Here is a 22,733-nt window from a genome sequence, read left to right as displayed (position 1 = left end):
GTTTTAGAATTTAGTTGTTTGTTTAAAAGATCGTTAAAATAAACTTTAACGGTCTTTTTATTTTTTATATTGCCATTAAAAATACATTTCTATGTCACAGCCAGGTACGGTAGGTTTACTTATTATAATTGCTAACTGTCTTTTTTCTTATAGCGGTTTTGAAAATATGAATGTTTTTCAACGCTACAAATTTCAAGTGGGTAAAATATTAATTGGCAAAGAGTACATAAGAATGTTCTCTTCAGGTTTTTTGCATGTAAATTGGACACACCTCCTTTTTAATATGTTTAGTTTTTATTCTTTTGCCACTATTTTAGAGAGAGGCTTAGGAGCCTTTTACTTTTCCTTAATTTATTTTGTAAGTCTTTTAGCAGGAAACATGCTTGCTTTGGTAATTCATAAAAACCACCCAAACTATAGTGCCGTTGGCGCCTCTGGAGCCGTTAGTGGTATTATCTTTGCTGCCATAGCTCTTTTCCCTGAAATTCGTATTGGTCTTTTCTTTCTTCCAATCGGAATTCCAAGTTGGTTATTCGGTCTTTTGTATGTAAGTTATTCTTTATACGGAATCAAAGCAAATAATGACAATATTGGTCATGAAGCACACTTAGGTGGAGCTGTGCTCGGGATGATCACAGCAATCGCATTATACCCAAATGCTATCGTTGAAAATTTTGTACCGATTGCATTAACCTTAATTCCTACATTTATTTTTTTAATGCTTATTTTTTTAAAACCAGCACTTGTATCACCAAATTCTCCTTTCAATAAAACGCCTAAAAAACAAACTATTGATGACGAATACAGTGAAAAAAAGATTATGGATAAAAAAGAGTTTGATCAACTTTTAGAAAAGATTCATCATAAAGGAATTGATAAACTAACTGAACAAGAGAAAAGAAGATTGGACGAATTGTCGAAAAATCAAAAGAAATAATAGAATGAAAATTACCACAGAAATTAAAAAATCAATGGACAGCAGTGTACTTTGCTGGCTTGCTACCGTTTCTTCCGAAGGTACTCCAAACGTATCTCCTAAAGAAGTATTTACATATTTCGAAGATGAGATTATTATTGCAAATATAGCTTCTCCTCAAACATTGAAAAACATTAAAGAAAACACTCTCGTTTGTATAAGTTTTATTGATATACTAATTCAAAAAGGTTTCAAATTAAAGGGTGAAGCTAGTATCATAAAAAAGAATGATACATTATTTGAAGAAAGAGAGCAAGAGCTTTTGAAAATTACAAAAGGTAAATTCCCATTTGCTTCAATTACATCAATTACCATTAAAGAATCTAAACCAATAATTGCTCCCAAGTACATTTTATATCCAAATACTACAGAAGAAGAACAAATTGAAAGTGCCAGAGCTACCTATGGATTATAAAGGATAACTAGTAGAGTCTTTATAAGAATCCATAACAAAAGAACTATGGATTGTTGATATTCCCTCGACTACAGAAAGTCTTTCGTTTATAAATCGCTGAAAGCTATTCATATCATTCACAGCAACCTTTAACAAAAAATCAAAATTACCTGATACGTGATGGCATTCCATTACTTCAGGTAAAATCGACATTTCATACTTAAATTGATCTATTAAACTTTTTTGATGTTTAAACAGCGTTATTTGACAATATGCAATGATTTGTTTTCCGATTATTTGACGGTCAACTAAAGCCACATACTTTTTAATAACACCACTCTTTTCTAACCTCTTTATTCTTTCATATGTCGGAGTTACTGATAAGCCAATTTTAGAAGCTATTTGCTTCGTGTTTTGCTTAGCATTTCTCTGTAATTCATTTAGTATTTCCTTATCTACTTTATCCATTGCTAGAATATAAATCTAAAATTAGGTTAATTCCTATCATCAAAAAGATATTTCTTTTACCATAACAAGAGAATTAAAGTTTAATTTTCCAAATATAATCATTTAAAAGATTTTAATTCTAATAATAAATACATTTGCATTAAAATTTAATTGTTTTATAAAGAATGAATATCAATTCCTCTATAGCAAATCGATTGAGTGATTTAAAAGATAAAATTAAGAACGCGAGAGATTCTTTTTTAGGGTATCCCGTTTCAAAGGATTTTGACTACTCACCACTGTATGATTTCCTAAAATATCCTATTAATAACTTAGGTGATCCTTTCGAAAATAGTACTTACAAAGTACACACACATGAAATTGAAAGAGAGGTAGTCAATTTCTTTGCTAAATTATTCCGTGCTAATCCAAATGATTATTGGGGATATGTAACAAATGGTGGATCGGAAAGTAACTTATACGGTCTTTATATTGCGCGAGAAATGTATCCGAAGGCAATGGTATATTATTCAGAATCGACTCACTATAGCGTTAAGAAGAACATTCATTTATTAAATATTCCAAGTATTGTCATTAGATCGCAAGAAAATGGTGAAATTGATTATGACGATTTAGAGGAAACATTAAAGTTTAACAGACATAAACCAGCAATTGTATTAGCCACTCATGGTACCACTATGAAAGAAGCTAAAGATGATGTTTCTGAAATTAAGAAAATCTTAAAGAAATTGGCCATACAGGATCATTATATTCATTGTGATGGTGCTCTTTCAGGAACATTTGGTGCTTTTGCAGAACCTCAAACGCCTTTTGATTTTGTTGATGGTGCAGATAGTATTTCGATTAGTGGGCATAAATTCATCGGGTCTCCTATTCCAGCCGGAGTTATTATAACTAAACGTTCACTGAGAGATAGAGTTTCAAAAGGAATTTCATACATCGGCTCATTGGATACCACAATTACCGGTTCAAGAAATGGACATAGCCCATTATTTTTGTGGTATGCTATTCAGCAACTTGGTGTTGAAGGATTAAAAGTCAGATATAAATACAGCTTAGATGTAGCAAAATATTGTAAAAAAGAATTGCAAAGAATAGGTATTGAGGCATGGAGCAATCCTGGATCAATAACGGTAGTTTTCCCCAAAGTAACAGATCACTTAAAAAACAAATGGCAATTGGCAACTGAAGATGATGTTACACACATTATATGTATGCCAAATGTAACTAAGGATCAAATAGATTTGTTTGTTGAGGACATTAAAACAGAAATGGAATCGGCGCCTTTAAAAGAAGAATTGAGCTATTATTAATATTGAATTACAATTATTTTTGGGGAAGCAAGGTTGTGTTAATTTAATTAACATAACGAAAAAAGGAGGTTTTAAAACCTCCTTTTTTTATATAACTAAGACAATTATTTTTCTATTCTAAAGCTCCTAAATAGCGCTCAGCATCTAAGGCTGCCATACATCCTGTTCCAGCTGCAGTAACGGCTTGACGATACTCGTGATCTTGAACATCTCCAGCGGCAAACACACCCGGTAAGTTTGTTTTTGTAGATTTCCCTTTGGTAATTAAATACCCAGTTTCATCCATATCTAAAGCACCTTTGAACAATTTCGTATTTGGGGTATGACCAATTGCAATGAAAACTCCAGTTACAGGAATATCAATTTTCTCGCCTGTTTGATTGTTAACAGCTCTTACCCCTTCAACAACATTCTCTCCTAAAACCTCATCAATTTCAGTATTAAACAATACTTCTATGTTCTCAGTTTTATTAACCCTATGTTGCATTGCTTTTGAAGCTCTCATATAGTCTTTTCTCACTAACATTGTAACCTTCTTACAAATATTAGCTAAGTATGTTGCTTCTTCAGCCGCAGTATCTCCTGCTCCAACGACAATAACATCTTGCCCTTTATAGAAAAATCCGTCACAAGTAGCGCAAGCTGAAACTCCACCTCCAATTAAACGCTGTTCACTTTCTAACCCTAAATATTTAGCGGTAGCTCCTGTTGAAATAATTACAGTTTCAGCTTCTATTTCTGTAGATTCATCAACTGTAACTTTATGAATTCCTCCTTCGTTATCAGAAAGGTCAACACTAGTTACTAAACCGAAACGAACATCCGTTCCAAAACGCTCTGCTTGGTTCTTTAAATCTTCCATCATAGCTGTTCCATCTGTACCATTTGGATATCCTGGGAAATTATCAACTTCAGTTGTTGTTGTTAATTGACCTCCCATTTGCAATCCAGTGTACATAACTGGTTTCATATCTGCTCTTGCAGCATAAATTGCTGCTGTATATCCTGCTGGTCCAGAACCTATTATTAAGCATTTAATTTTTTCTGCCATTTCTCTGTAATATATTAGTGACTACAAATGTAGTTTATTTTTACTTTTTTTCCTCTAAGGTTTATACATTTTGATTATTGGTCGATAATAAATAAAAATATTACATTTTTTATTCATGATTTACTTTTTTTTATATATTTGCAGTCCCAAATAATCGGGGGTGTAGTTTCTCAAAAATTTTCGAGACAAACTACATTACGATTTGCACACTTTCGGGGTGTAGCGTAGCCCGGTCATCGCGCCTGCTTTGGGAGCAGGAGGTCGCAGGTTCGAATCCTGCCACCCCGACAAAACCTTGACTTTTAGTCAAGGTTTTTTATTTATATCCAAATCTTTCTTGTCAATCTCTTAATTAGAGTATCAGATTTTTATAACTCCAATTATAATCAGATAATAATGAAAAACCTTTCTTCAACAATAATCTGAAAATTTACTACTTTAGTTATATATAAATACAGGAAACTCTTCCCCCGTTTAGGTTCAAATTAAGAATCTCCCCCATCAATATAATTACCATGAATAAAGGTTTACAAGAACTATTCAAACATCTATGGAAATCAGCTCTTTTTTGGGCTTTTGCTTTTTTTTCACTTGCTGTTTTCAGATACTTCGGTTTAAATCAGGAGATTTTGCAAGCAACTGGACAAAATATTAACTCTACTCCTATCAAAGTTCCGTTTATTATTGCAACAACTATAGGATTAGTTTTAGGGATTCTTTTCGGTTTATTGAACTATTTTTTCGATAAAAGTATTGCTCAAAAAGTTAGCTTAGGGTTTAGCATACTTCTAAAAACATTATCTCATTTTTTAGCAACTGTATTCACCATAACTTTAGGTCTTACGCTTTTATCTAAAATATTTCCATTGAATATAAATTTAGAACCTGGCTGGTGGCTAACTAATAGACGTTTCTGGGCTGCTATGTGGTTCATAGTATTATCATCAATTATCTTTTCATTTATTAAAATTGCCATTGAAAGATTCGGACGAGGTGTTTTTCTTAAAATGTTATTAGGTCACTATAAAACACCACAAGAAGAAAATCGTGTTTTCATGTTTTTAGACTTGAAAGATTCAACTTTTATTGCCGAAAAACTTGGTTATCATAAATACAGTCAATTTATTCAAGATTGTTTTTCTGATTTAAACGAAGTAGTAATTGAATACAATGCAGAAATATACCAATATGTTGGTGATGAAGCCGTATTAAGTTGGTCTTATAATAAAGCCCTAGAAAACAATAATTGTATTGGAATATTTTTTGCCTTTGAAGCTCAAAGAAAACAAAAAGAGAGCTATTATTTAAAAAAATACAACATCTTTCCTGAATTTAAAGCAGGTATACACGGAGGTAAATTAATGGTTGCTGAAGTTGGTTCTATAAAAAAAGAATTAGCCTATCATGGGGATGTTATTAATACCTCCGCCAGAATACAAACAGAATGCAATACCTATAATACCACCCTTCTTATTTCAGAGAAACTATTAAATGATCTACAAGAAAATATAAAATCTAAATTTCTAGGTAATATTCTTTTAAAAGGAAAGTTAAAAGAAATAAAAATTCATTCTGTAGAATCTATGTAACAAATTAGCCTCCAGAAAAAGCTAATTAAAAACCTATATAACAACAAGTTAATTTATTTATTTACATTTGAGTATCAAATACGCCTTTCCCTTCTTTATTAGATAAACAACGGTACTAAATTATGCGTATAAAGAAATTACTCTTGTATATGATTATTTTAGTGAGTAATGCTTTATGTGCTCAAAACACTACTCAACTAAAAAAATTATGGGCTTCTTATAAACAGGAAAAAAACAGGATTGGCAAAGCCAAAATATTAAATCATTTAGCCAATGAATATTTAGGTTTTGATATTGATAGTGCTATTGTTATCGCTGAAAAAAGCAAAAAAACAAGTAGTCCAAATAGTAAAGAGCAAATCAATACTAACTTAATTCTGACAAGAGCCTATATTAGGCTTGGTAAAATTAACAAAGCCTTAAACCTATCTAACAATGCATTAGCATTAAGTGAGTCAATAAACAACATCCAATTGAAAATAAGATGTTTGAACCAAATTGGTCTCTGTTTTTATAAGCAAAATAAAAAAGAGTTAGCCATTAAAACTATTCAAGAAAGTTTGGCTCTCACTAATTCTATTAATAATTCATTTTTAAAAAATGAAGCAACTCTCTATTTAGCCCAATTCATAGCCTCTAGTGATATTAAAAAAGCTGAAAATTTAATCAATGATGTTTACAACAGTATTAAAGATAGTGCAAATACCAAATATTTAGATTTAAAGCTACAAGCATTAGCGAACAAATCTTTACTACTATTTAATCAAGGCAAAAATAAACTACGCATGGAAACAGCAGAAAAAGCTTTAAAACTGTTTCCATCAAGTAATAATGTTTACAAGTACTTAGAATTTTCTTTAGAAAAAGCCTCTGCTAATTCCAATATTGAATCTTCAGAAGGAGATAAAACAAACTATTTAGAGCTGAAAGCTTTAGCTGAAAAACATGATTTTAATAGACTTTTAGCCAAAATTAAAAGTAAACTTGGACTCGAAGAAATGGGAGAAGCTTCTTATAAAAAAGCTTTGAGTTATGAAAAAGAAGCTCTTCAACTTATCGAAAGCTACGAGGATAGTGATTTTTTAAAAGCCACTATTCTAAATTATATCGGGTTTATTTACATGTACCAATCTCAATACAATGATGCGATATTATATTTCGAAAAAGCATTGGATTTAGCCGAAAAGTCTGAAAACATTCCTCAAATGATTAGCGCTCTTGAATGTCTTGGTTATATAAACAGGTTAAACGAAAATTACGAAAAGGCATTAGAAATTTTAGGTAAGATAGAACAAATTCATAAAGCCAACGATAGTCAGATTGATGAACGAGCTAATGTGATGATAGAAATTGGAGAGGTTTATAAAGAACAAAAAAAATACAAGCTAGCTATAGAAACATACAAAACGGTTTTAACGCTAATAGATCAATTTGATTATAGGCATACCAAACTAAAAGCACATTTGAGTTTAGCAGAATGTTATACAAAACTACATAAAAACAATCCGATTTTTACACAAGAAGCACTTCATCATTACGAAGAAACCATTCGTTTACTTGATGATAAAAGACATATAACAACTGATTATGCTTTTATTATTGCTGGCATGGGAAGGCTATTACTAAGTTCTAACAAACAAAAATCAAAGGAATGCTTGCTGAAGGCTTTTCAGATATACGAAAACCACCCCAAGTACATAAGTCACCCCGATAATAGTCAAGCATTAATGTATACACTTCATGATTTGGGTGTATTAGAGTATGATGAAAAAAATTATAAAAAAGCTTTATACAATTACACTGAAGCATTAAAGCTTAGAAATGATTTTCATAGCAATCAAAGTGCTGTTCCATACTACATAGGTTTGGCAAAAACTTATCAGAAATTAAACAAACCTGACTCATCAAACACCTATTTAAACAAAGCCTTATCTACGCCTGATTTAGAAGAAAAAATAGCTGCGTTTTATACAGCAAATCAACTATATAAAAACAAAGGAAACTACCAAGAAGCTTTAAGATATAGCGATAGTATTCCAATTTTAAAAGATCAATTTCATAGAGCAAATGATCAAGCCATTGTTGACGGCATGTTACTGGAAATGAAATCAATGAAAGATCTTGAAATTGAGCAGAAAAAGAATGAGCTAAAAAACCAACAGCTAAAGTCAAGAAATTATTTAATGATAGCTGCCTTTGCTATCACTATAGCCTTATTATTTGGACTATTTTATTTTAGAAATAACAATCGTAAAAACAAATTACTAGCTAAACAAGAACAAGATTACAGAGCCAAACAAGATCAATTATTTGCGAATCTATCACATGAATTTAGAACTCCTTTGACCATATTAAAAGCATCTATTGAAAAAACAAAAAATGGATCAGATTCAAATCTATTATTAAAAAACACGAACCATCTAATTGACCTTACAAATCAAATACTAGACATTTCCAAACTCAGCGAAAAAAAAATCACTCTGGACGCAAAACCTATAGATGTTATTGAATTTACGAAACAATTATTACAGCAAGTTCAATCATTTGCTGAATTGAAAAAGATACAAATTAAATTGAACGCTCCTTCATCCGTTGTAATGGTTTCTTTGGACGAAAAAGTATACCGAAAAATACTGATCAACTTAGTATTTAATGCAATTAAGTTTACTCAAAATGATGGTATAATCGAGATAATCCTTCAGTTTAAGAATAAATATTGGAATTTAATAGTAAAAGACAACGGTATTGGAATAGATGCTAATGAAATTCCTCATTTATTTGAACGCTACTACCGAACTCCTTTAAATAAAGATAGAGCTTCTACTGGAGGTCTGGGCTTGGCCCTAACCAAACAATTGGTAGAATTGGCAAAGGGAAGTATAGAAGTTAAAAGTGAATTAAAAAAAGGCAGCCAATTCAATGTTACATTTCCTAGCAACTTTGAAATTGGTTTTCCAGAAAACCTTAAATACCTCAACTATCCTATTACGCATAAATATGCTTCAACAAACAATGAGATTCAGAATAAGGTCCCACATACAAACTCAAGAATTAATACTAATGAAAATACCACAACAGTTTTATTAATTGAAGATAATCATGATTTAAACAAAATGATTTATGACGAATTGATTAAACATTTTGAAACTATTTCCGTATTAAACGGAAAAGAGGCTTTGAAAACTTTAGAGCAGCATAAGCCAGATATTATTGTTACCGACATTATGATGCCTGTTATGAATGGAATTGAATTCATAGAAACCTTAAGAAGTAATAACAGCCACAATAACATTCCAATAATTGTAATGAGTGCTTTAGAAGAAGATTATGATAATATGAGACTTTGGAAACTCGGTGTTGTCGATTTTATAAACAAACCTTTTGACTTACAAGTGTTGTTATTTAAAATAACAAATAATTTAAGAACTCTTCACGAAAACACTAATCAATATAAAAACTTAAAGTCTATGACAGCCAATCTGATTCATGATCTAAGAAGTCCAATTATTACTTTACAAATGATTGCTAATGATCTGTTAGAGAATAAAGATGATGAAGATGTTGAAAAATATCTAAGTCATATTACGGAAAACTCAAATAACCTATTGGATTTAATTAATGGACTAACCGAAATAAATAGAATCTATAAACGAACTACACATACAACTTTTAATATAAGAAACACTGTTAATTACGTACTATTCAACTTAAACCATTTAATTGAAAAAACAAACGCAATTGTAAATCAGAAAGTCCAAGATGTTGAAGTAACCATGAATAAAACAGATCTTTCTAGAATATTGCAAAATTTGGTTCAAAATGCATTGACCTATGCTAGGAAAGATACTCCTCCTAAAATAGATATTTCCATTTCTTTAACGAAAAACGATACACTCTTCATCATCGTAGAAGACAATGGTAAAGGAATTCCTGAAAAAGATTTTAAAAACATATTCAAACAATTAAAAAGAGGTAAATCATCAATGGGCACTCAGGGTTCAGGTTTAGGGTTGTATATTGTAAAAGAAATTGTTAACAAGTATCAGGGTGAAGTTCAAGTAACTTCAGAGATTGAAGATCGTACAACTTTCTCAATAACCCTAAAATTGAAAAGTATTGTTTAATTTTTAGCTACTACTTACACATCTAATTATGGTTTTATAACTGAGTACATTTAAAACTCTTTTTTGGTGTAACTTTTTCATTATATTTATATAATTATCACTAATAAAGATATTCCCTCCCTTTTTAGTCAATTCGATAATGAATTTTCCTTGTAATTATTAACAGCAACAACAAACATGAATTTGTTTCAAACTCTCATTATAAATAGTTGTTTTATCACATGGTGAGATTTCGAAATAAATTAGGAATGACACGAATATTACCACTATAACTAATAACAATAATCAAATCAGTTTTATACTTTAAGAAAGCTTAACCCGTTCATTATGCTACAAACTAAATATTATTACATATTCATCATTCTTTTTTGTTGCATCAACACAGGTTTTACACAAAACAAACCTGTGATAGATAGCTTATGGAATGTTTATAATGCTACTAGCGAAATTGGCGAAAAAATAGACGTATTAAATGAACTCACCCTTGAATATTATAACTACGATATAGATAGTACTAAAACAATTAATAAGCTCAGTATTTCATTGGCTCATCAAAAAGATGACAAGAAGAGACTCCTTGAAACACGAGCACTTGAAATATATTTATTAAGTAAGCAAGGACTTTATAAAGAAGGTCTAAAGAAAGGATCCATTTATCTTGAACAAAGCAGAAAGCTCGGCCACAAAAAAATAGAAGCTGACTTGCTGAATTCTCTAGGTATTTTCAATAAACAACGCGGAAATTACAAAAAGGCTATTGAGTTATGCGAACAAGGTTTAGTTATTAGTAAAAAAGAAGGGTACAAACTAATAACAGGTAGAATATTACTGAGTTTAGGATTAATTTATACAAACCAGGGAGATTATGAAAAAGCTATAAAATTTTGTGAACAAAGTTTGGCTGTTAATAGAACACTCGGGCAAAAAAGCGAAATCGCTATCATTCTCTCTAGCCTAACTCAGATATATAAAAATCAGGGAAGTTATAATAAAGCCATCGATCTTTACCAACAAATTTTAACTTTAAGAGAGGAGTTGGGTGATAAAAGAGGAATTGCAATAACTTTAAATAATTTAGGCAATATATATCGAGAAAAAGGGAACTATAAAGAAGCTATCAACCTTTTCAAAAAAAGCTTAACAACTAACAATGAACTGAATAACAAAAAGGGCGTTGCCATAAACCTAAATAATTTAGGTAGCATCTATGGAATTCAGGGAAATCAAAAAGAAGCTATCAATCTTTTCAAGCAAAGCTTAGCTATTTTTGAGAAATTGGAACGAAAAGGAGGAATGGCTTATAGTCTAAACAGGTTGGGAAGCACCTATTATGATCTCAAAAACTATGATGAAGCTATCAAAGTTTATCAACAAAGTCTTGTTTTGAGACAGGAGTTGGGAGATAAAAAAGGAATCTCTTCAACCCTAACCAACCTTGCCAACCTGGACAAAGTAAAAGGAAACTACAAAAATGCAATACAGCAATATAAAAAAGGGCTTTCAATTAGGAAAGAATTGAGCTCTACAGGAGACTTTTCTTCTTTTTATTTAGGCTTAAGCGAATGTTATTTAAGGATTGATAGTTTAAAAATTGCTGAATCTTATGCCTTAAAAACGTTAAATGCAAACAATTTAAGCGACAGAATTAAAGGAACTGAGCTTTTAACTACGATTTACGAAAAAGAAGAGAACTACAAAAAAGCGTTAGAATATGATAAGCTTAAATACACCTTAAGCAAAACCCAAATAAAGGAAACCAATCAAGCGGTAATCGATTCCATGCTTATCGACATGCAAAGTGTACGTGAACTAGACCTTCAAAAATTAGAAAACGAACAAAAGTCTCAGCAAATCATCTCTCGTAATTATTTTATAGGTATCGCTATCTTAATTGCACTTTTTTTACTAGCAAGCCTACTCTCTGCAAGAAAAAACAGTGCTAAAAACAAAAAACTAGCAAGTCAACAACAAGAGTTAGCTAAGAAGAACAAACAAATTATTGATCAAGAACAAGAATATAGAAAAACTAGAGACAATCTGTTCGCCAACATTTCACATGAATTCAGAACACCTCTAACAGTTTTAAAAACATCCATCGAAAAAACAAGTGACACAGCAAACTCAAAACTTTTATTAAAAAATACTAATCATTTAATTGATCTGACAAATCAAATGTTAGATATTTCTAGGCTTAGTGAAAAGAAAATAAGCCTTGACCCTACCCCTGTAGATGTTGTTAAACTAACGAAACAATTGTTAGAACAAGTTCAATCCTCTGCTGAATCAAAAAACATAGAACTTAAACTAAGAGCTCCTTCTTCTGTGGTAATGATTTCTTTAGATCAAAAAATATTTCGAAAAATAATTATTAACCTTGTATTTAACGCTATTAAGTTTACTGAAAACGGAGGTCTTGTCGAAGTGGTTCTTAGCTTTCAGGATAAACACTGGAGTTTAACCGTAAAAGACAACGGTATTGGTATCGATGCCAAAGAAATACCACATATATTTGAACGTTATTATAGAGCTCCTCTACACGAAGACAGAGCCTCTACAGGCGGTTTAGGCTTAGCTCTTACAAAACAACTAGTAGAACTAGCAAAAGGAAGAATTGAGGTAAAAAGTGAATTGAAAAAGGGTAGTGAATTTCATATTCTTTTTCCAAAGAACTCTGAAATCAAAACCACTGAAAACCTAGAATACATTAACTACAACATAACGCAAGGGAATACCCTGATAAAACCTATCCCTGAGAACAACAATACTTATTCAAAGCCAGATATAAACTATAAAGAAAACACGCCCACCGTTTTATTGATTGAAGACAACCCTGATTTGAATAACATCATTCATTCAGAATTAACTAATCATTTCAAAACCTTGTCTACATTTAACGGTAACGAAGCCTTAAAGGCTTTAAAGAAGGAGAAACCCGATATTATCGTTACTGATATTATGATGCCAGTAATGAATGGAATTGAGTTCATTGAAACTATTAAAACCATACCTGAATTTAAAAGTATTCCTATTATTGTAATGAGTGCTCTCGAAGAAAAGCATAACAACATGAAACTTTGGAAACTTGGTGTTGTTGATTTTATCACTAAGCCCTTCGATTTACAGGTGTTATTATTTAAAATCACTAACAATCTTAAAACGTTTCAAGAGTCGGCAAACCAATATAAAAACCTAAAATCTTTAACTTCCAATTTAATTCATGATTTAAGAAGTCCAGTTGTCACACTACAAATGATTGCCAATGATCTTATAGAAAACAAAGAAGAAGACCTTGATAAATATTTAAATTACATCACCGAAAATTCCAATAACCTTTTAGAATTAATAAATGGTTTAACCGAAATAAACAGAATACACAAACGAACCTCTTACTCACCTTTCAATGTTTTGAATTCTGTAAACAATGTATTATTCAACCTAGATCATTTAGTCAAAAAGACAAATGCTAGTATAAATCAAAAAATTGAAAACCTTGAAATCACAATGGATAAACTTGATTTTACAAGGATATTGCAAAATTTAATTCAAAATGCGCTAACGTATACTAGAGAAAATGTTTATCCAGAAATAGATATTTCTATTTTTTCCGAGAAAAAAAATATACTCTCAATTGTTGTAAAAGATAATGGAAAGGGAATACCAGAGAATGACTTCGATAATATTTTCAAACAATTAAAAAGAGGAAGCTCTTCCAAAGGGACACAAGGTACAGGACTAGGACTATATATTGTAAAAGAAATTACCAATAAGTATCAAGGAGAAATTAAAGTAGATTCTAAAGTAAATGAATATACTATTTTCTCCCTAACTCTACATGTAAAAAACATCACCTAATTTTATACAATAAAAACCCTGTGGAGCTAATAGCCAATGGAGGCTCAATAAATTTATTTTAAGGCGGATTGTAAAGATTGCTTATACATGGACGGTGACATACCGACTTGCTTCTTAAATACTGTAGAAAAATAAGAAGAGTTGGAAAAACCAAGATCATAGGCTATATCCACTATGGAAAAATCATCTTTCTCAATTAATTCTTTAGCCTTGCTTATTTTTTGTTTTATGATGTACTCATTAGGAGGAATTCCTAGTTCTTCTTTAAATTTATGTTTGAATCTTGACTCAGAGAGATTTATGTTTTTAGCTAAATTACTAATGTAAATTTTCTCAAAAATATTTTCTTCAATATACTTACAACAAAACTCGATATCGTTAGAGATGTCTTTATATCTCTTTTTCTCCCCATAGTAAATTACTTTAAGTAAAAAGCTCAAAATATGATTATTAATTTCTATTTTATTTAAAAAGTCATTTTTTTTATTATATGCTTTAAAAATCATATTTAATATCTTTTTTATCTCTGAAGAGCCTTTAAAGTGCTTTAAATCTAAACCTAACAACCTATCAATTAACAGGCTAGACTCCTTGCTAGTGAGATTCAATAATCTAAAAGAACTTTTAGGTACTTTTATAATCATCCAAAATAGACTTCCTTTTTCTTCCGGATAACCACTTGTTCCATGTATTGTATTTGGAGGAGTAATTAATAGATCACCCCCTCTCAATAAATAATGTTCGTCACCCACCTGATAATATTGTGACCCTGTTTCTAAAAAACAGATTTCCAACATATCAGTATGTTTATGCATTTCGAGCTTTTCTTTAGCCTCTTTGTAAGAATAATGCCCCAATAAAACCACATTTCTGAAGCCCATGCTTAAAAGATCAATAATCAATCTTTCTTTATTTGATTTTATATCTACATATTTCATATATAAAATAATGCTACAATACTAAAATTAATAATATTATTTTAACAATTATCTACTTTAGGTTAAAATATTTTAATAATGAAAAGTAATATAGATTTTAGATTTTTAGACACCTTTAATTCTTTAGTAAAGAAAGTAGAACATACAGAGCAAAATAATTTATTAAAAGCCGCTCTTAGAATGGCTGACGCAATTGAGGAAGACAGGTTAATTTACATTTTTGGTGGCGGTGGTCATACTACATTAGTAATGCAAGAGCTTTTTTGGAGAGCTGGAGGGCTTGCAAATTTATGCCCAATGATAGATTTTGCTATTCATCCTGTTACTCCTGCATATATGTATCTCTCCCATGAAAGAATGCACGGCGTAGGAGACGCCGTAGTAGATTACTATGGTGTTAACAAAGGTGACTTAGTACTCGTTTTTCATAGTTATGGTTTTAATGCTCCAACAATTGACTGCGCTATGGAAGCACAAAAAAGAGGAGCTGAAGTAGTTGGAATTTCATCATTGGATTGGAATAAAAACATTCCTAAAGATTTCCCTATCCGACATAAAAGTGGTAATCATTTATCCGATGTCTCAGACATTTTTATAAATAATTATGTTCCTTATGGAGATACAGTAATCAATGTAGAAAATTTTGATACTCCAATTACAGGTGTGTCTAGCATCGTTGATTTTTATATAGCTCACAGGCTTGAAATGGAATGCGTTAAGGCCTGCGTAAATCGTGGAGTTGAGCCTCCAGTTTGGTCTAGTGCAAATATACCAGGTGGAGATGCCAAAAATAAAGCGCTTAGAGAAAAGTACAATCCAAGAGTTAAATTCTTATAATCATTAAAATTATAATATCATGGCTGTTACAGAAACAGGTGTTAGTTACTACGGTATATCTTATGTAGAGCACGCCAGAAGAGATTTTCAAGAAATGAAAGCGCATAATGTTACCGCAGTATTATTATCGCTAACCGAATTTGATATCTTTTTTTGGAAACCAAATATTCCAAAAATTGTTGATGAAGCAAAAAAACTTGGTTTAAAAGTTTATTTAAATACTTGGGGTATTGGTAAGTTCTTTGGAGGAGAACCTCCCTCACTTTTTCTTCAAGAATGTCATGTAGAAGATCGTCAATGGTCTGCATTAACAAACGAACCATTAGCCGCAGCATCTCCGAGTTCACCAGCATTTAGAGAATATTTTTGGGGTATCGTTGAAGAGTTAGCAAAAACCTGTAATGCAGATGGTTTTTTTTGGGATGAGCCTCATTATGCCATGCCAGTTTACCCTATTAGTTATCAAAGTACTACAGACTTTTCATGTAGAAGTCCAATCACACAACAGATATTTAAAAAGAAATATGGTTATGAAATGCCAAAGACTTTAACAAAAACTGTATTAAAGTTTAGGTTTGATCAAGCCAACGAAATCTTATCTGAAGCTAGTAAAATTGTAAAATCAATAAACCCTAAACTTACAGTAACACAATGTTCTTTGCCAGCTGATAATCATTTCTATTCTACTCAGGCTAGAGGTTTTGATAATTGGGAGAAAATAGCTTACAACCAGAATTATGATATCTTTTCAACCTCTATTTTGGTAGATGGCAACGATCCTTTAATTGCCCATAAAAATATAGCACAAAAAACGGTTGAGCTAGCAAAAAAAAATAGCAAACCATCACAGCGATGGATACAAAGTTTTTTCAGATCACCAGAGAATTTAAATACAATTAAAGATATTGTTCATATATACGCCAAAGAAGGAGTAGATTCTATTTTCTCTTGGACTTATAGAGCTGGCAAGGGAACTATTTTATCTGCACCAGAAGCTGATAAAGTATGGAAGGTTCTTGGGGAAGCATATGGTGAAGTTTTAGACAAATAAAACGAACTTTTTATGGAGATAAAAGCGTTAATTATCGATAATGACACTGAGAATATCGAGTTGATTAAATGTCATCTTACGTCTTTTGAATTTATCGAAATAATTGATGTCTTTGATACCCCATTCCAAGAACTTGAACTAATTAAGAGCAGGTCTATAGACATAATATTCTTGGAAATTGGTTTACCAAATATTAATGGCTTAGATTTTATTAGAAACCTACAAACTGAAGCAAAATTTATTATCACCACTAAGTTTAGGGAATTTGCTTTAGATAGTTACGATGTTGAAGTCTTAGACTACCTTGTAAAACCAATTTCTTTTAATCGATTTTTAAAATCAATAAATAAAATTGTAAGGCACAGCTATATTCTTAAAAAGTCTATAATTCTAAAGGATATAAAACATGCCCCTTATAAATTCATTAAAGTAGATAAAAAACTTATTAAAATTAATCTTAATGATGTTCTTTATATTGAAAGTTTTAATGATTTTATAAAAATAAATACTAAAGAGCAACGCTTTTTGGTACATAAAGGACTTACAAGCTTTACAGAAGAACTCCCTAAAAACAATTTTGTCAGGGTTCATCGATCATTCACAATAGCAATTGATAAAGTTAAAAGCGTCGAGGGGAACTTAGTAGAAATAGAATCCAAAAGAATACCAATTGGTCGTAAATATCTTAAAATAGCCAAGAGTACTATTTTAAATGGAAGTGTAATTAAATAATTTAACCCTTAAAAACTTAGAACCTATGATTGAATTATCAGCTTTAGATTATGCATTAATCTTTATATTTTTTTCAGTTACACTTTTTATTGGAATTTGGGTTTCTAAATATTCAGGTAAAAGTTCGACCGATTTTTTTTTATCGGGAAGAAGAATGCCTTGGTGGCTCCTAGGTGTTTCTATGGTTGCTACTACCTTTTCTACAGATACACCTAATTTAGTAACCGATATAGTCCGTACAAACGGTGTATCAGGAAACTGGGTTTGGTGGGCATTTCTATTGACAGGTTTACTGACGGTATTTATATATGCAAAATTATGGCGTAAATCGAATGTTTTAACCGATATGGAGTTTTATGAAATAAGATATGGAGGAAAACCAGCTAAGTTTTTACGGGCTTTCCGGTCTTTATATCTAGGTCTAATTTTTAATGTAATTACACTTGCAGCTGTCAATCTTGCAGCTATAAAAATAGGAGGTATTATGTTGGGACTATCTCCTATAGAAACGCTATTAATAGGAGGTGTTGTCACAGTGATTTTCAGTGCAGCAGGAGGCTTTAAAGGAGTAGTATATACGGACTTTTTATTGTTTTTCGTAGCAATGGGTGGCGCTATAGGAGCTGCCTATTATCTAGTTAATTTACCAGAAGTTGGTGGTATAGAAACTATGATGAGTCATAAAAATGTTATAGATAAGTTATCCATTCTTCCAGATTTTAAGAATGCTAATACTGTAATTACATTGCTAATAATACCAATTGCGGTACAATGGTGGAGCTCATGGTATCCTGGCGCCGAACCTGGAGGTGGTGGATACATAGCTCAAAGAATGTTAGCTACTAAAAATGCTAATCATGCCATAGCTTCTACATTATTCTTTAATATTATGCACTATGCTGTAAGACCGTGGCCATGGATAATAGTTGCTTTAACATCTCTGGTAGTATTTCCGAATTTATCTAGTATAAAGATGGCCTTTCCTAATATTTCACCAGATAAGCTAGGGCATGATCTAGCCTATTCTGCTATGCTAACAAAACTACCTAGCGGTTTATTAGGATTAACTCTTCTTTCTTTAGGGGCGGCATATATGTCAACGATATCTACTCAATTAAATTGGGGATCATCTTATATCGTTAATGATTTTTATAAGCAACAAATAAATACTAAGGCCTCAGAAAAAAGATTGGTAACCGTGGGCAGAATTTCAACTGTGATTTTGATGGTTTTAAGTGCAATTGTAGCATTATCCCTTACAAATGCCAAGCAGCTTTTTGATATTTTATTAGAGTTTGGAGCTGGAACGGGCCTCGTTTACATACTGCGTTGGTTTTGGTGGCGCATCAACGCTTGGAGTGAAATTTCCGTTATGTTTTCAGCAGCAATTATTAGTTTGTTGTTAAATTTCTCTTCATTGGGTGATATGCTATTTGGTTATACAAATGAGATGGGGATTGATGTGACAGGAGTTTTTCCTAATTGGTCAAAACTAATCATAGTTGTCTTAGTTACTACAATTATATGGTTGTCAGTTACATTCGTAACCCAACCAGAAAAGAAAGAAGTGTTGTTTAATTTTTACAATAAGATAGAACCGGGTGGTCCAGGATGGAAAACTATTATCGAAAAAGCAGAAAATGAAAATATAACCATTACAAATACTCAAGAAAAATGGAGCGTTCCATCAGGAATCCTAGCTATGTTCCTTGGTTGTATACTTATTTATAGTGCAATGTTCGCAACTGGTTATTGGATTTATGGAAAAACAACAATCGCTTCTTTATTAACAACAGTAACTTTGATAGCTAGTTTTTTGTTGGTTAGAATTTGGAAGAAAATAAAAGCAGTTGTTCTATAGTTTAAAAACAATAAGCTGTTATTACAATTCTTTAATGTAATCTACTTCAGGAATATTCGCTAAAAGCCCTTTCTTCCTTAAATCACTTGGTAAATAATTAAATCGCTTTTTAAATGCATTGGTAAAATGTTGCGGATTTTTATAGCCAACAGCATAGGCAATTTCAGAAATATTCATAGAGTTTTCTACAAGCATCTTTTTCGCCTTTTCCATTCTTAAATCTGTCAAATAAGTAAAAATAGGCTTACCAAAAATACTTTTAAAATTTCTTTTTAATTTATTCCGATTAATCCCTGTTTCAACAGCTAAATCATCAATAGTAAATGATTTATCTAGGTTATTTCTTAAAATTTTCTCCGCCTTTACAATCTGTTTAACTTCACCTTCACTGGGTTTTGCCTCTTTCTTTTCAACTCCATTCGAGTTTATCTCAGAAAATAAATAGCTAAATATTTCATTTATTTTCGACTCTAAATACACTTGTTTTATTTCTTTCTGATAAGTACAAGAAATAATATCACTAATAATTAATAATAGCTCTGAAGGAATTTTACTGGCTTCATTATGCATTTTAAATGGAGTTTTATTTATCAAGGCCTCGCCAAATGCTCCACTTACTTTATGAAAAATGTTTTTAAAGGCTCTTTTTAAATATGCTTCCGTTACTAATATCTCAACGGACCTTCTTGTATCAGTAGTATAAGTCAGTGTGCCGTTTACTTTAGGCAAGTAAAAGAAGTTATAATGATCTTGAGGAATTATAATTGGAATGCTCTCAGTGTTTTTCGGGATGTATTGACTGTAACCTTCTATTTCAAATTGAATTTTTATAAAAGGAAAATCATGTTCAACTTCCATAACAAACGGAGGTGTTATTTGATGAGTAGTTACCCCAACTATTAATCCATTTAATCGGATTTCCTTATTTTCTGCCTTATCAGAACCAAATTCAAGTTTATTCTTTACTTCTTTAATTAGTTTGGTTTTAAACCCTTTAGCATACTTCGTTGAATGGTTTATGTTCTTTTCCTTAATTATTTTATAATTCGATTTCATCCTAATAAACTCTTTTTAACATTACGGTGCTCATATACGTTATTATAAGTTCCGTTTACGTTAACAAAGGTATCTCCAATGTTATAGTTTTGCCCCTTTATTTAATTTAAATCTAAATAACAAATGTACAAAGTTTGGGGCACATTACTCTTCCTATTCTTCATTGTTTCCAACATTACAGCGCAGTCTTCTCTTAAAGGAAAAGTAAGTTTAGAAGACGGAACTTCTTTAATGGGAGCATCTATTATAATTCAAGGGACAGAATTAGGCACAATGAGTGACGAGTTTGGGAATTTTGAAATGAAAAAGACACCAGTTGGTAATTATAAAGTAGAAATTTCTTTTTTGGGTTATGACAAAAAAGTTTTTGATGTATTGTTTAAAAAAGGTGAAACTTATTTTCTAAAAGTAATACTAACTGAAAATAATCAAGAATTAAATGAAATTTTCCTTCAAGCAAAAACAAAAGCGCAACACAAAAGAGAAAAACCTATAAAAATTGAGGTTATAAATATTGAAAAAATCCAAGCTCAATCTATAAGTTTACCACAAATTATCAATCAAACTTCTGGCGTTAATGTTCGGCAAAGTGGAGGAATAGGTAGTAACACCACTATTAATATAAATGGTCTTCAAGGAAACGCTATTCGATTTTTTAGAGACGGTTTACCTCTAAATTATTTAGGAAGAGCATTTAATTTAAGCTTCTTACCTGTTGATCAAATATCAAATGTCGAAATTTACAAGGGAGTTCTTCCTGTACATTTAGGAGCAGATGCCTTGGGAGGTGCTGTTAACTTTGTTTCTAAAAAAAACTATAAAGACAATTTAAATGTATCTTATGGTTTAGGGTCATTTAATACACATCAAGCCACTTTAAATGCTTATGCAAACATCCCAAACACAAAGCTCTTTGCATCAATATCGTCATATTACGTCCACTCCGACAACAACTACAATATTGATGTTGAAATACCCAATGACTTTACCGGAAATTTAGAAACAAAAAATGTAGAACGGTTTCATGATGCCACTAGAAGTGCTTTTATCGAAACTAAATTTGGTGTTCGTGATGTAAAATTTGCTGACTTACTAGAAGTTGGTGCTATGTACTTTGATTTTAAAAAGGAGTTACAAAACAATATTAGGCTTACTAAGCCTTATGGCGAAGCTTTAGGAACGGAAAACTCGTTAATCTTTACTACAAACTACCAAAAAAAATTTAACAAGTTGCAACTTAATATTTTTGGAGCCTATAGTAACCGAAAAACATTGTTTGACGACACTCCTGAAAACAGATATAATTGGTTAGGAGAGGCTACTCCAATAGAGAGCAACGACAACGGTGGAGAGATTAGTTTAAACAATAAATCATACAGAAATCTAACATTTAATAATTGGACGGGGAGAATAAACGCCAATTATGAGCTTTCAACAAATCATCAACTAAATTTTAATCACAATTATATTAGCGAAAACCGCATAGGTTCAGATCCATTTGCTCAATCCGAAAATGAAGTTGATGTATTAACTTTTCCAGCAAAATACATTAGAAACATAACTGGTCTAGGATTGACCTCTACTTTTCTTGATAAGAAAATCAGTAATGTTTTCACTATAAAAAGGTATAGTGTTACCACCAGCTCTATCACTTCAAACATCGATTTTTATGGAACCATTCCTGAATTATCAAATACAAGTTTTGGTATTGGAAACTCAATAAAATACAACTTTAACAAAGACCGTTTTGTTCGATTTTCTTTTGAAAACGCCACACGAATTCCTGAAAGCATTGAGTACTTTGGAGATGCCGTATTCATTACAGGGAACCCTCAATTAAAACCGGAACAAAGCACTAATCTAAATCTTGGTTATTACACGAACCTAAATAAAAACAAAACATTCTGGCTTGATGTTAATGGATTCTATCGCTATGTAACCAATAATATTTTTATACGCCCTTATTTTTTAATTTATTCCCGATATGAAAATACCGATGATAGTCAAATTATTGGTGGAGAAATTACCTTAAAAGGGCAAATAAGAAAAAGTTTCAACTTTGGTTTATCTCTCACTTATCAAGATATTAGACGTAAAAATGTTGATATTGCTTCACTCCTATTAAAAGATTCAAGACAACCTAACATCCCATACTTCTTTGGAAACTTGAATGCACGTTATACTCCCAAAAAAGTATTGGGCGATGGAAAATGGCAGTTTTACGGAAGCTATAATTATGTAGAGCAATATCTTTTAAATGCCATTCCTAAAAATCAAGAGCCTGGTCTATTTGAAAAAATCCAATCAGATGGTATCATCCCTAGTCAAAATTTAATTGATGCCGGATTTACCTATACGCTACCCAAAATACCTCTTTCTTTTAATATGGAAGTAAACAACCTATTAAATGCTAAGGCCTATGATGGTTTTAGAGTTCAAAAACCTGGAACCAATTACCGTTTTAAAATTAAATATTCAATTAATTAATAGA

General features: G+C 31.3%; 15 protein-coding genes and 1 tRNA gene. 12 read left to right on the top strand and 4 right to left on the bottom strand.

Going from position 1 to position 22,733, the window contains the following annotated elements:
• Positions 1-91: 91 nt before the first annotated feature.
• On the top strand, positions 92-937 hold the full coding sequence (locus ACKTTV_RS20290) for a rhomboid family intramembrane serine protease (protein ID WP_408032714.1): 846 nt from the start codon (positions 92-94) through the stop codon (positions 935-937).
• A gap of 4 nt (positions 938-941) precedes the next feature.
• Positions 942-1,391 carry a pyridoxamine 5'-phosphate oxidase family protein gene (locus ACKTTV_RS20285; protein WP_408032713.1) on the top strand — a complete coding sequence of 150 codons (450 nt, stop codon included), beginning with the start codon at positions 942-944 and terminating at the stop codon, positions 1,389-1,391.
• On the opposite strand, the gene ACKTTV_RS20280 is transcribed toward ACKTTV_RS20285, so the two are convergent.
• Complete coding sequence (locus tag ACKTTV_RS20280; protein ID WP_408032712.1) at positions 1,386-1,838, bottom strand: Lrp/AsnC family transcriptional regulator; 453 nt, start codon at positions 1,836-1,838, stop codon at positions 1,386-1,388. The genes ACKTTV_RS20285 and ACKTTV_RS20280 overlap by 6 nt on opposite strands.
• Positions 1,839-2,002: 164 nt before the next feature.
• Here ACKTTV_RS20280 and ACKTTV_RS20275 point away from each other — a divergent pair, with 164 nt between their 5' ends.
• The gene (locus ACKTTV_RS20275; protein ID WP_408032711.1) at positions 2,003-3,151 is read left to right on the top strand and encodes a histidine decarboxylase; all 1,149 of its coding nucleotides are present in this window, start codon (positions 2,003-2,005) and stop codon (positions 3,149-3,151) included.
• 112 nt (positions 3,152-3,263) lie between these two features.
• On the opposite strand, the gene trxB is transcribed toward ACKTTV_RS20275, so the two are convergent.
• A complete protein-coding gene (gene trxB / locus ACKTTV_RS20270; RefSeq protein WP_408032710.1) occupies positions 3,264-4,202 on the bottom strand; it encodes a thioredoxin-disulfide reductase in 939 nt (312 codons plus the stop codon).
• Positions 4,203-4,415: 213 nt separating this feature from the next.
• Here trxB and ACKTTV_RS20265 point away from each other — a divergent pair.
• The 4 genes from ACKTTV_RS20265 to ACKTTV_RS20250 all read left to right on the top strand — a co-directional run bounded on the left by ACKTTV_RS20265 (position 4,416) and on the right by ACKTTV_RS20250 (position 13,767).
• A tRNA-Pro gene (locus ACKTTV_RS20265) sits at positions 4,416-4,490 on the top strand.
• A gap of 227 nt (positions 4,491-4,717) precedes the next feature.
• Positions 4,718-5,791, top strand: coding sequence for an adenylate/guanylate cyclase domain-containing protein (locus tag ACKTTV_RS20260; protein WP_408032709.1), 1,074 nt, complete (start codon positions 4,718-4,720; stop codon positions 5,789-5,791).
• A 122-nt stretch (positions 5,792-5,913) separates the two neighbouring features.
• Complete coding sequence (locus tag ACKTTV_RS20255) at positions 5,914-9,915, top strand: ATP-binding protein (protein ID WP_408032708.1); 4,002 nt, start codon at positions 5,914-5,916, stop codon at positions 9,913-9,915.
• Between the two features lie 327 nt (positions 9,916-10,242).
• On the top strand, positions 10,243-13,767 hold the full coding sequence (locus ACKTTV_RS20250; RefSeq protein WP_408032707.1) for a tetratricopeptide repeat protein: 3,525 nt from the start codon (positions 10,243-10,245) through the stop codon (positions 13,765-13,767).
• A gap of 53 nt (positions 13,768-13,820) precedes the next feature.
• On the opposite strand, the gene ACKTTV_RS20245 is transcribed toward ACKTTV_RS20250, so the two are convergent.
• Complete coding sequence (locus ACKTTV_RS20245; RefSeq protein WP_408032706.1) at positions 13,821-14,705, bottom strand: AraC family transcriptional regulator; 885 nt, start codon at positions 14,703-14,705, stop codon at positions 13,821-13,823.
• A 78-nt stretch (positions 14,706-14,783) separates the two neighbouring features.
• Here ACKTTV_RS20245 and ACKTTV_RS20240 point away from each other — a divergent pair, with 78 nt between their 5' ends.
• Genes ACKTTV_RS20240 through ACKTTV_RS20225 form a run of 4 tightly spaced genes read left to right on the top strand, consistent with a single transcriptional unit; the run spans position 14,784 to position 19,186 of the window.
• On the top strand, positions 14,784-15,542 hold the full coding sequence (locus tag ACKTTV_RS20240) for a sugar isomerase domain-containing protein (protein ID WP_408032705.1): 759 nt from the start codon (positions 14,784-14,786) through the stop codon (positions 15,540-15,542).
• 19 nt (positions 15,543-15,561) lie between these two features.
• Positions 15,562-16,593: a hypothetical protein gene (locus ACKTTV_RS20235; protein ID WP_408032704.1), complete on the top strand. Its 1,032-nt coding sequence runs from the start codon at positions 15,562-15,564 to the stop codon at positions 16,591-16,593.
• Positions 16,594-16,605: 12 nt separating this feature from the next.
• Positions 16,606-17,325, top strand: coding sequence for a LytR/AlgR family response regulator transcription factor (locus ACKTTV_RS20230; RefSeq protein WP_408032703.1), 720 nt, complete (start codon positions 16,606-16,608; stop codon positions 17,323-17,325).
• A 25-nt stretch (positions 17,326-17,350) separates the two neighbouring features.
• Entirely contained in the window at positions 17,351-19,186 is a 1,836-nt protein-coding gene (locus ACKTTV_RS20225; protein ID WP_408032702.1) for a sodium:solute symporter family protein, read from the top strand.
• Between the two features lie 21 nt (positions 19,187-19,207).
• Here ACKTTV_RS20225 and ACKTTV_RS20220 read toward each other — a convergent pair whose 3' ends face one another.
• On the bottom strand, positions 19,208-20,242 hold the full coding sequence (locus ACKTTV_RS20220; RefSeq protein ID WP_408032701.1) for a helix-turn-helix domain-containing protein: 1,035 nt from the start codon (positions 20,240-20,242) through the stop codon (positions 19,208-19,210).
• 123 nt (positions 20,243-20,365) lie between these two features.
• Between ACKTTV_RS20220 and ACKTTV_RS20215 the strand changes: the two genes are divergently transcribed.
• Positions 20,366-22,729, top strand: a complete 2,364-nt coding sequence (locus ACKTTV_RS20215; RefSeq protein ID WP_408032700.1) for a TonB-dependent receptor — start codon at positions 20,366-20,368, stop codon at positions 22,727-22,729.
• The last annotated feature ends 4 nt before the right edge of the window (positions 22,730-22,733 follow it).

This window comes from Tenacibaculum xiamenense (assembly GCF_964513065.1).
In the GTDB taxonomy this organism is placed as follows: Bacteria; Bacteroidota; Bacteroidia; order Flavobacteriales; family Flavobacteriaceae; genus Polaribacter; species Polaribacter xiamenense.
This window is presented reverse-complemented; position numbering and strand designations above follow the sequence as displayed.

Bases quoted from the DNA above. Each gene is read 5' to 3' on its own strand.
- ACKTTV_RS20250 (WP_408032707.1), top strand. From the start codon at position 10,243: ATGCTACAAACTAAATATTATTACATATTCATCATTCTTTTTTGTTGC.
- ACKTTV_RS20245 (WP_408032706.1), bottom strand. From the start codon at position 14,705: ATGAAATATGTAGATATAAAATCAAATAAAGAAAGATTGATTATTGAT.
- ACKTTV_RS20255 (WP_408032708.1), top strand. From the start codon at position 5,914: ATGCGTATAAAGAAATTACTCTTGTATATGATTATTTTAGTGAGTAAT.
- ACKTTV_RS20260 (WP_408032709.1), top strand. From the start codon at position 4,718: ATGAATAAAGGTTTACAAGAACTATTCAAACATCTATGGAAATCAGCT.
- ACKTTV_RS20285 (WP_408032713.1), top strand. From the start codon at position 942: ATGAAAATTACCACAGAAATTAAAAAATCAATGGACAGCAGTGTACTT.
- trxB (WP_408032710.1), bottom strand. From the start codon at position 4,202: ATGGCAGAAAAAATTAAATGCTTAATAATAGGTTCTGGACCAGCAGGA.
- ACKTTV_RS20275 (WP_408032711.1), top strand. From the start codon at position 2,003: ATGAATATCAATTCCTCTATAGCAAATCGATTGAGTGATTTAAAAGAT.
- ACKTTV_RS20225 (WP_408032702.1), top strand. From the start codon at position 17,351: ATGATTGAATTATCAGCTTTAGATTATGCATTAATCTTTATATTTTTT.
- ACKTTV_RS20215 (WP_408032700.1), top strand. From the start codon at position 20,366: ATGTACAAAGTTTGGGGCACATTACTCTTCCTATTCTTCATTGTTTCC.
- ACKTTV_RS20220 (WP_408032701.1), bottom strand. From the start codon at position 20,242: ATGAAATCGAATTATAAAATAATTAAGGAAAAGAACATAAACCATTCA.
- ACKTTV_RS20290 (WP_408032714.1), top strand. From the start codon at position 92: ATGTCACAGCCAGGTACGGTAGGTTTACTTATTATAATTGCTAACTGT.
- ACKTTV_RS20280 (WP_408032712.1), bottom strand. From the start codon at position 1,838: ATGGATAAAGTAGATAAGGAAATACTAAATGAATTACAGAGAAATGCT.
- ACKTTV_RS20240 (WP_408032705.1), top strand. From the start codon at position 14,784: ATGAAAAGTAATATAGATTTTAGATTTTTAGACACCTTTAATTCTTTA.
- ACKTTV_RS20235 (WP_408032704.1), top strand. From the start codon at position 15,562: ATGGCTGTTACAGAAACAGGTGTTAGTTACTACGGTATATCTTATGTA.
- ACKTTV_RS20230 (WP_408032703.1), top strand. From the start codon at position 16,606: ATGGAGATAAAAGCGTTAATTATCGATAATGACACTGAGAATATCGAG.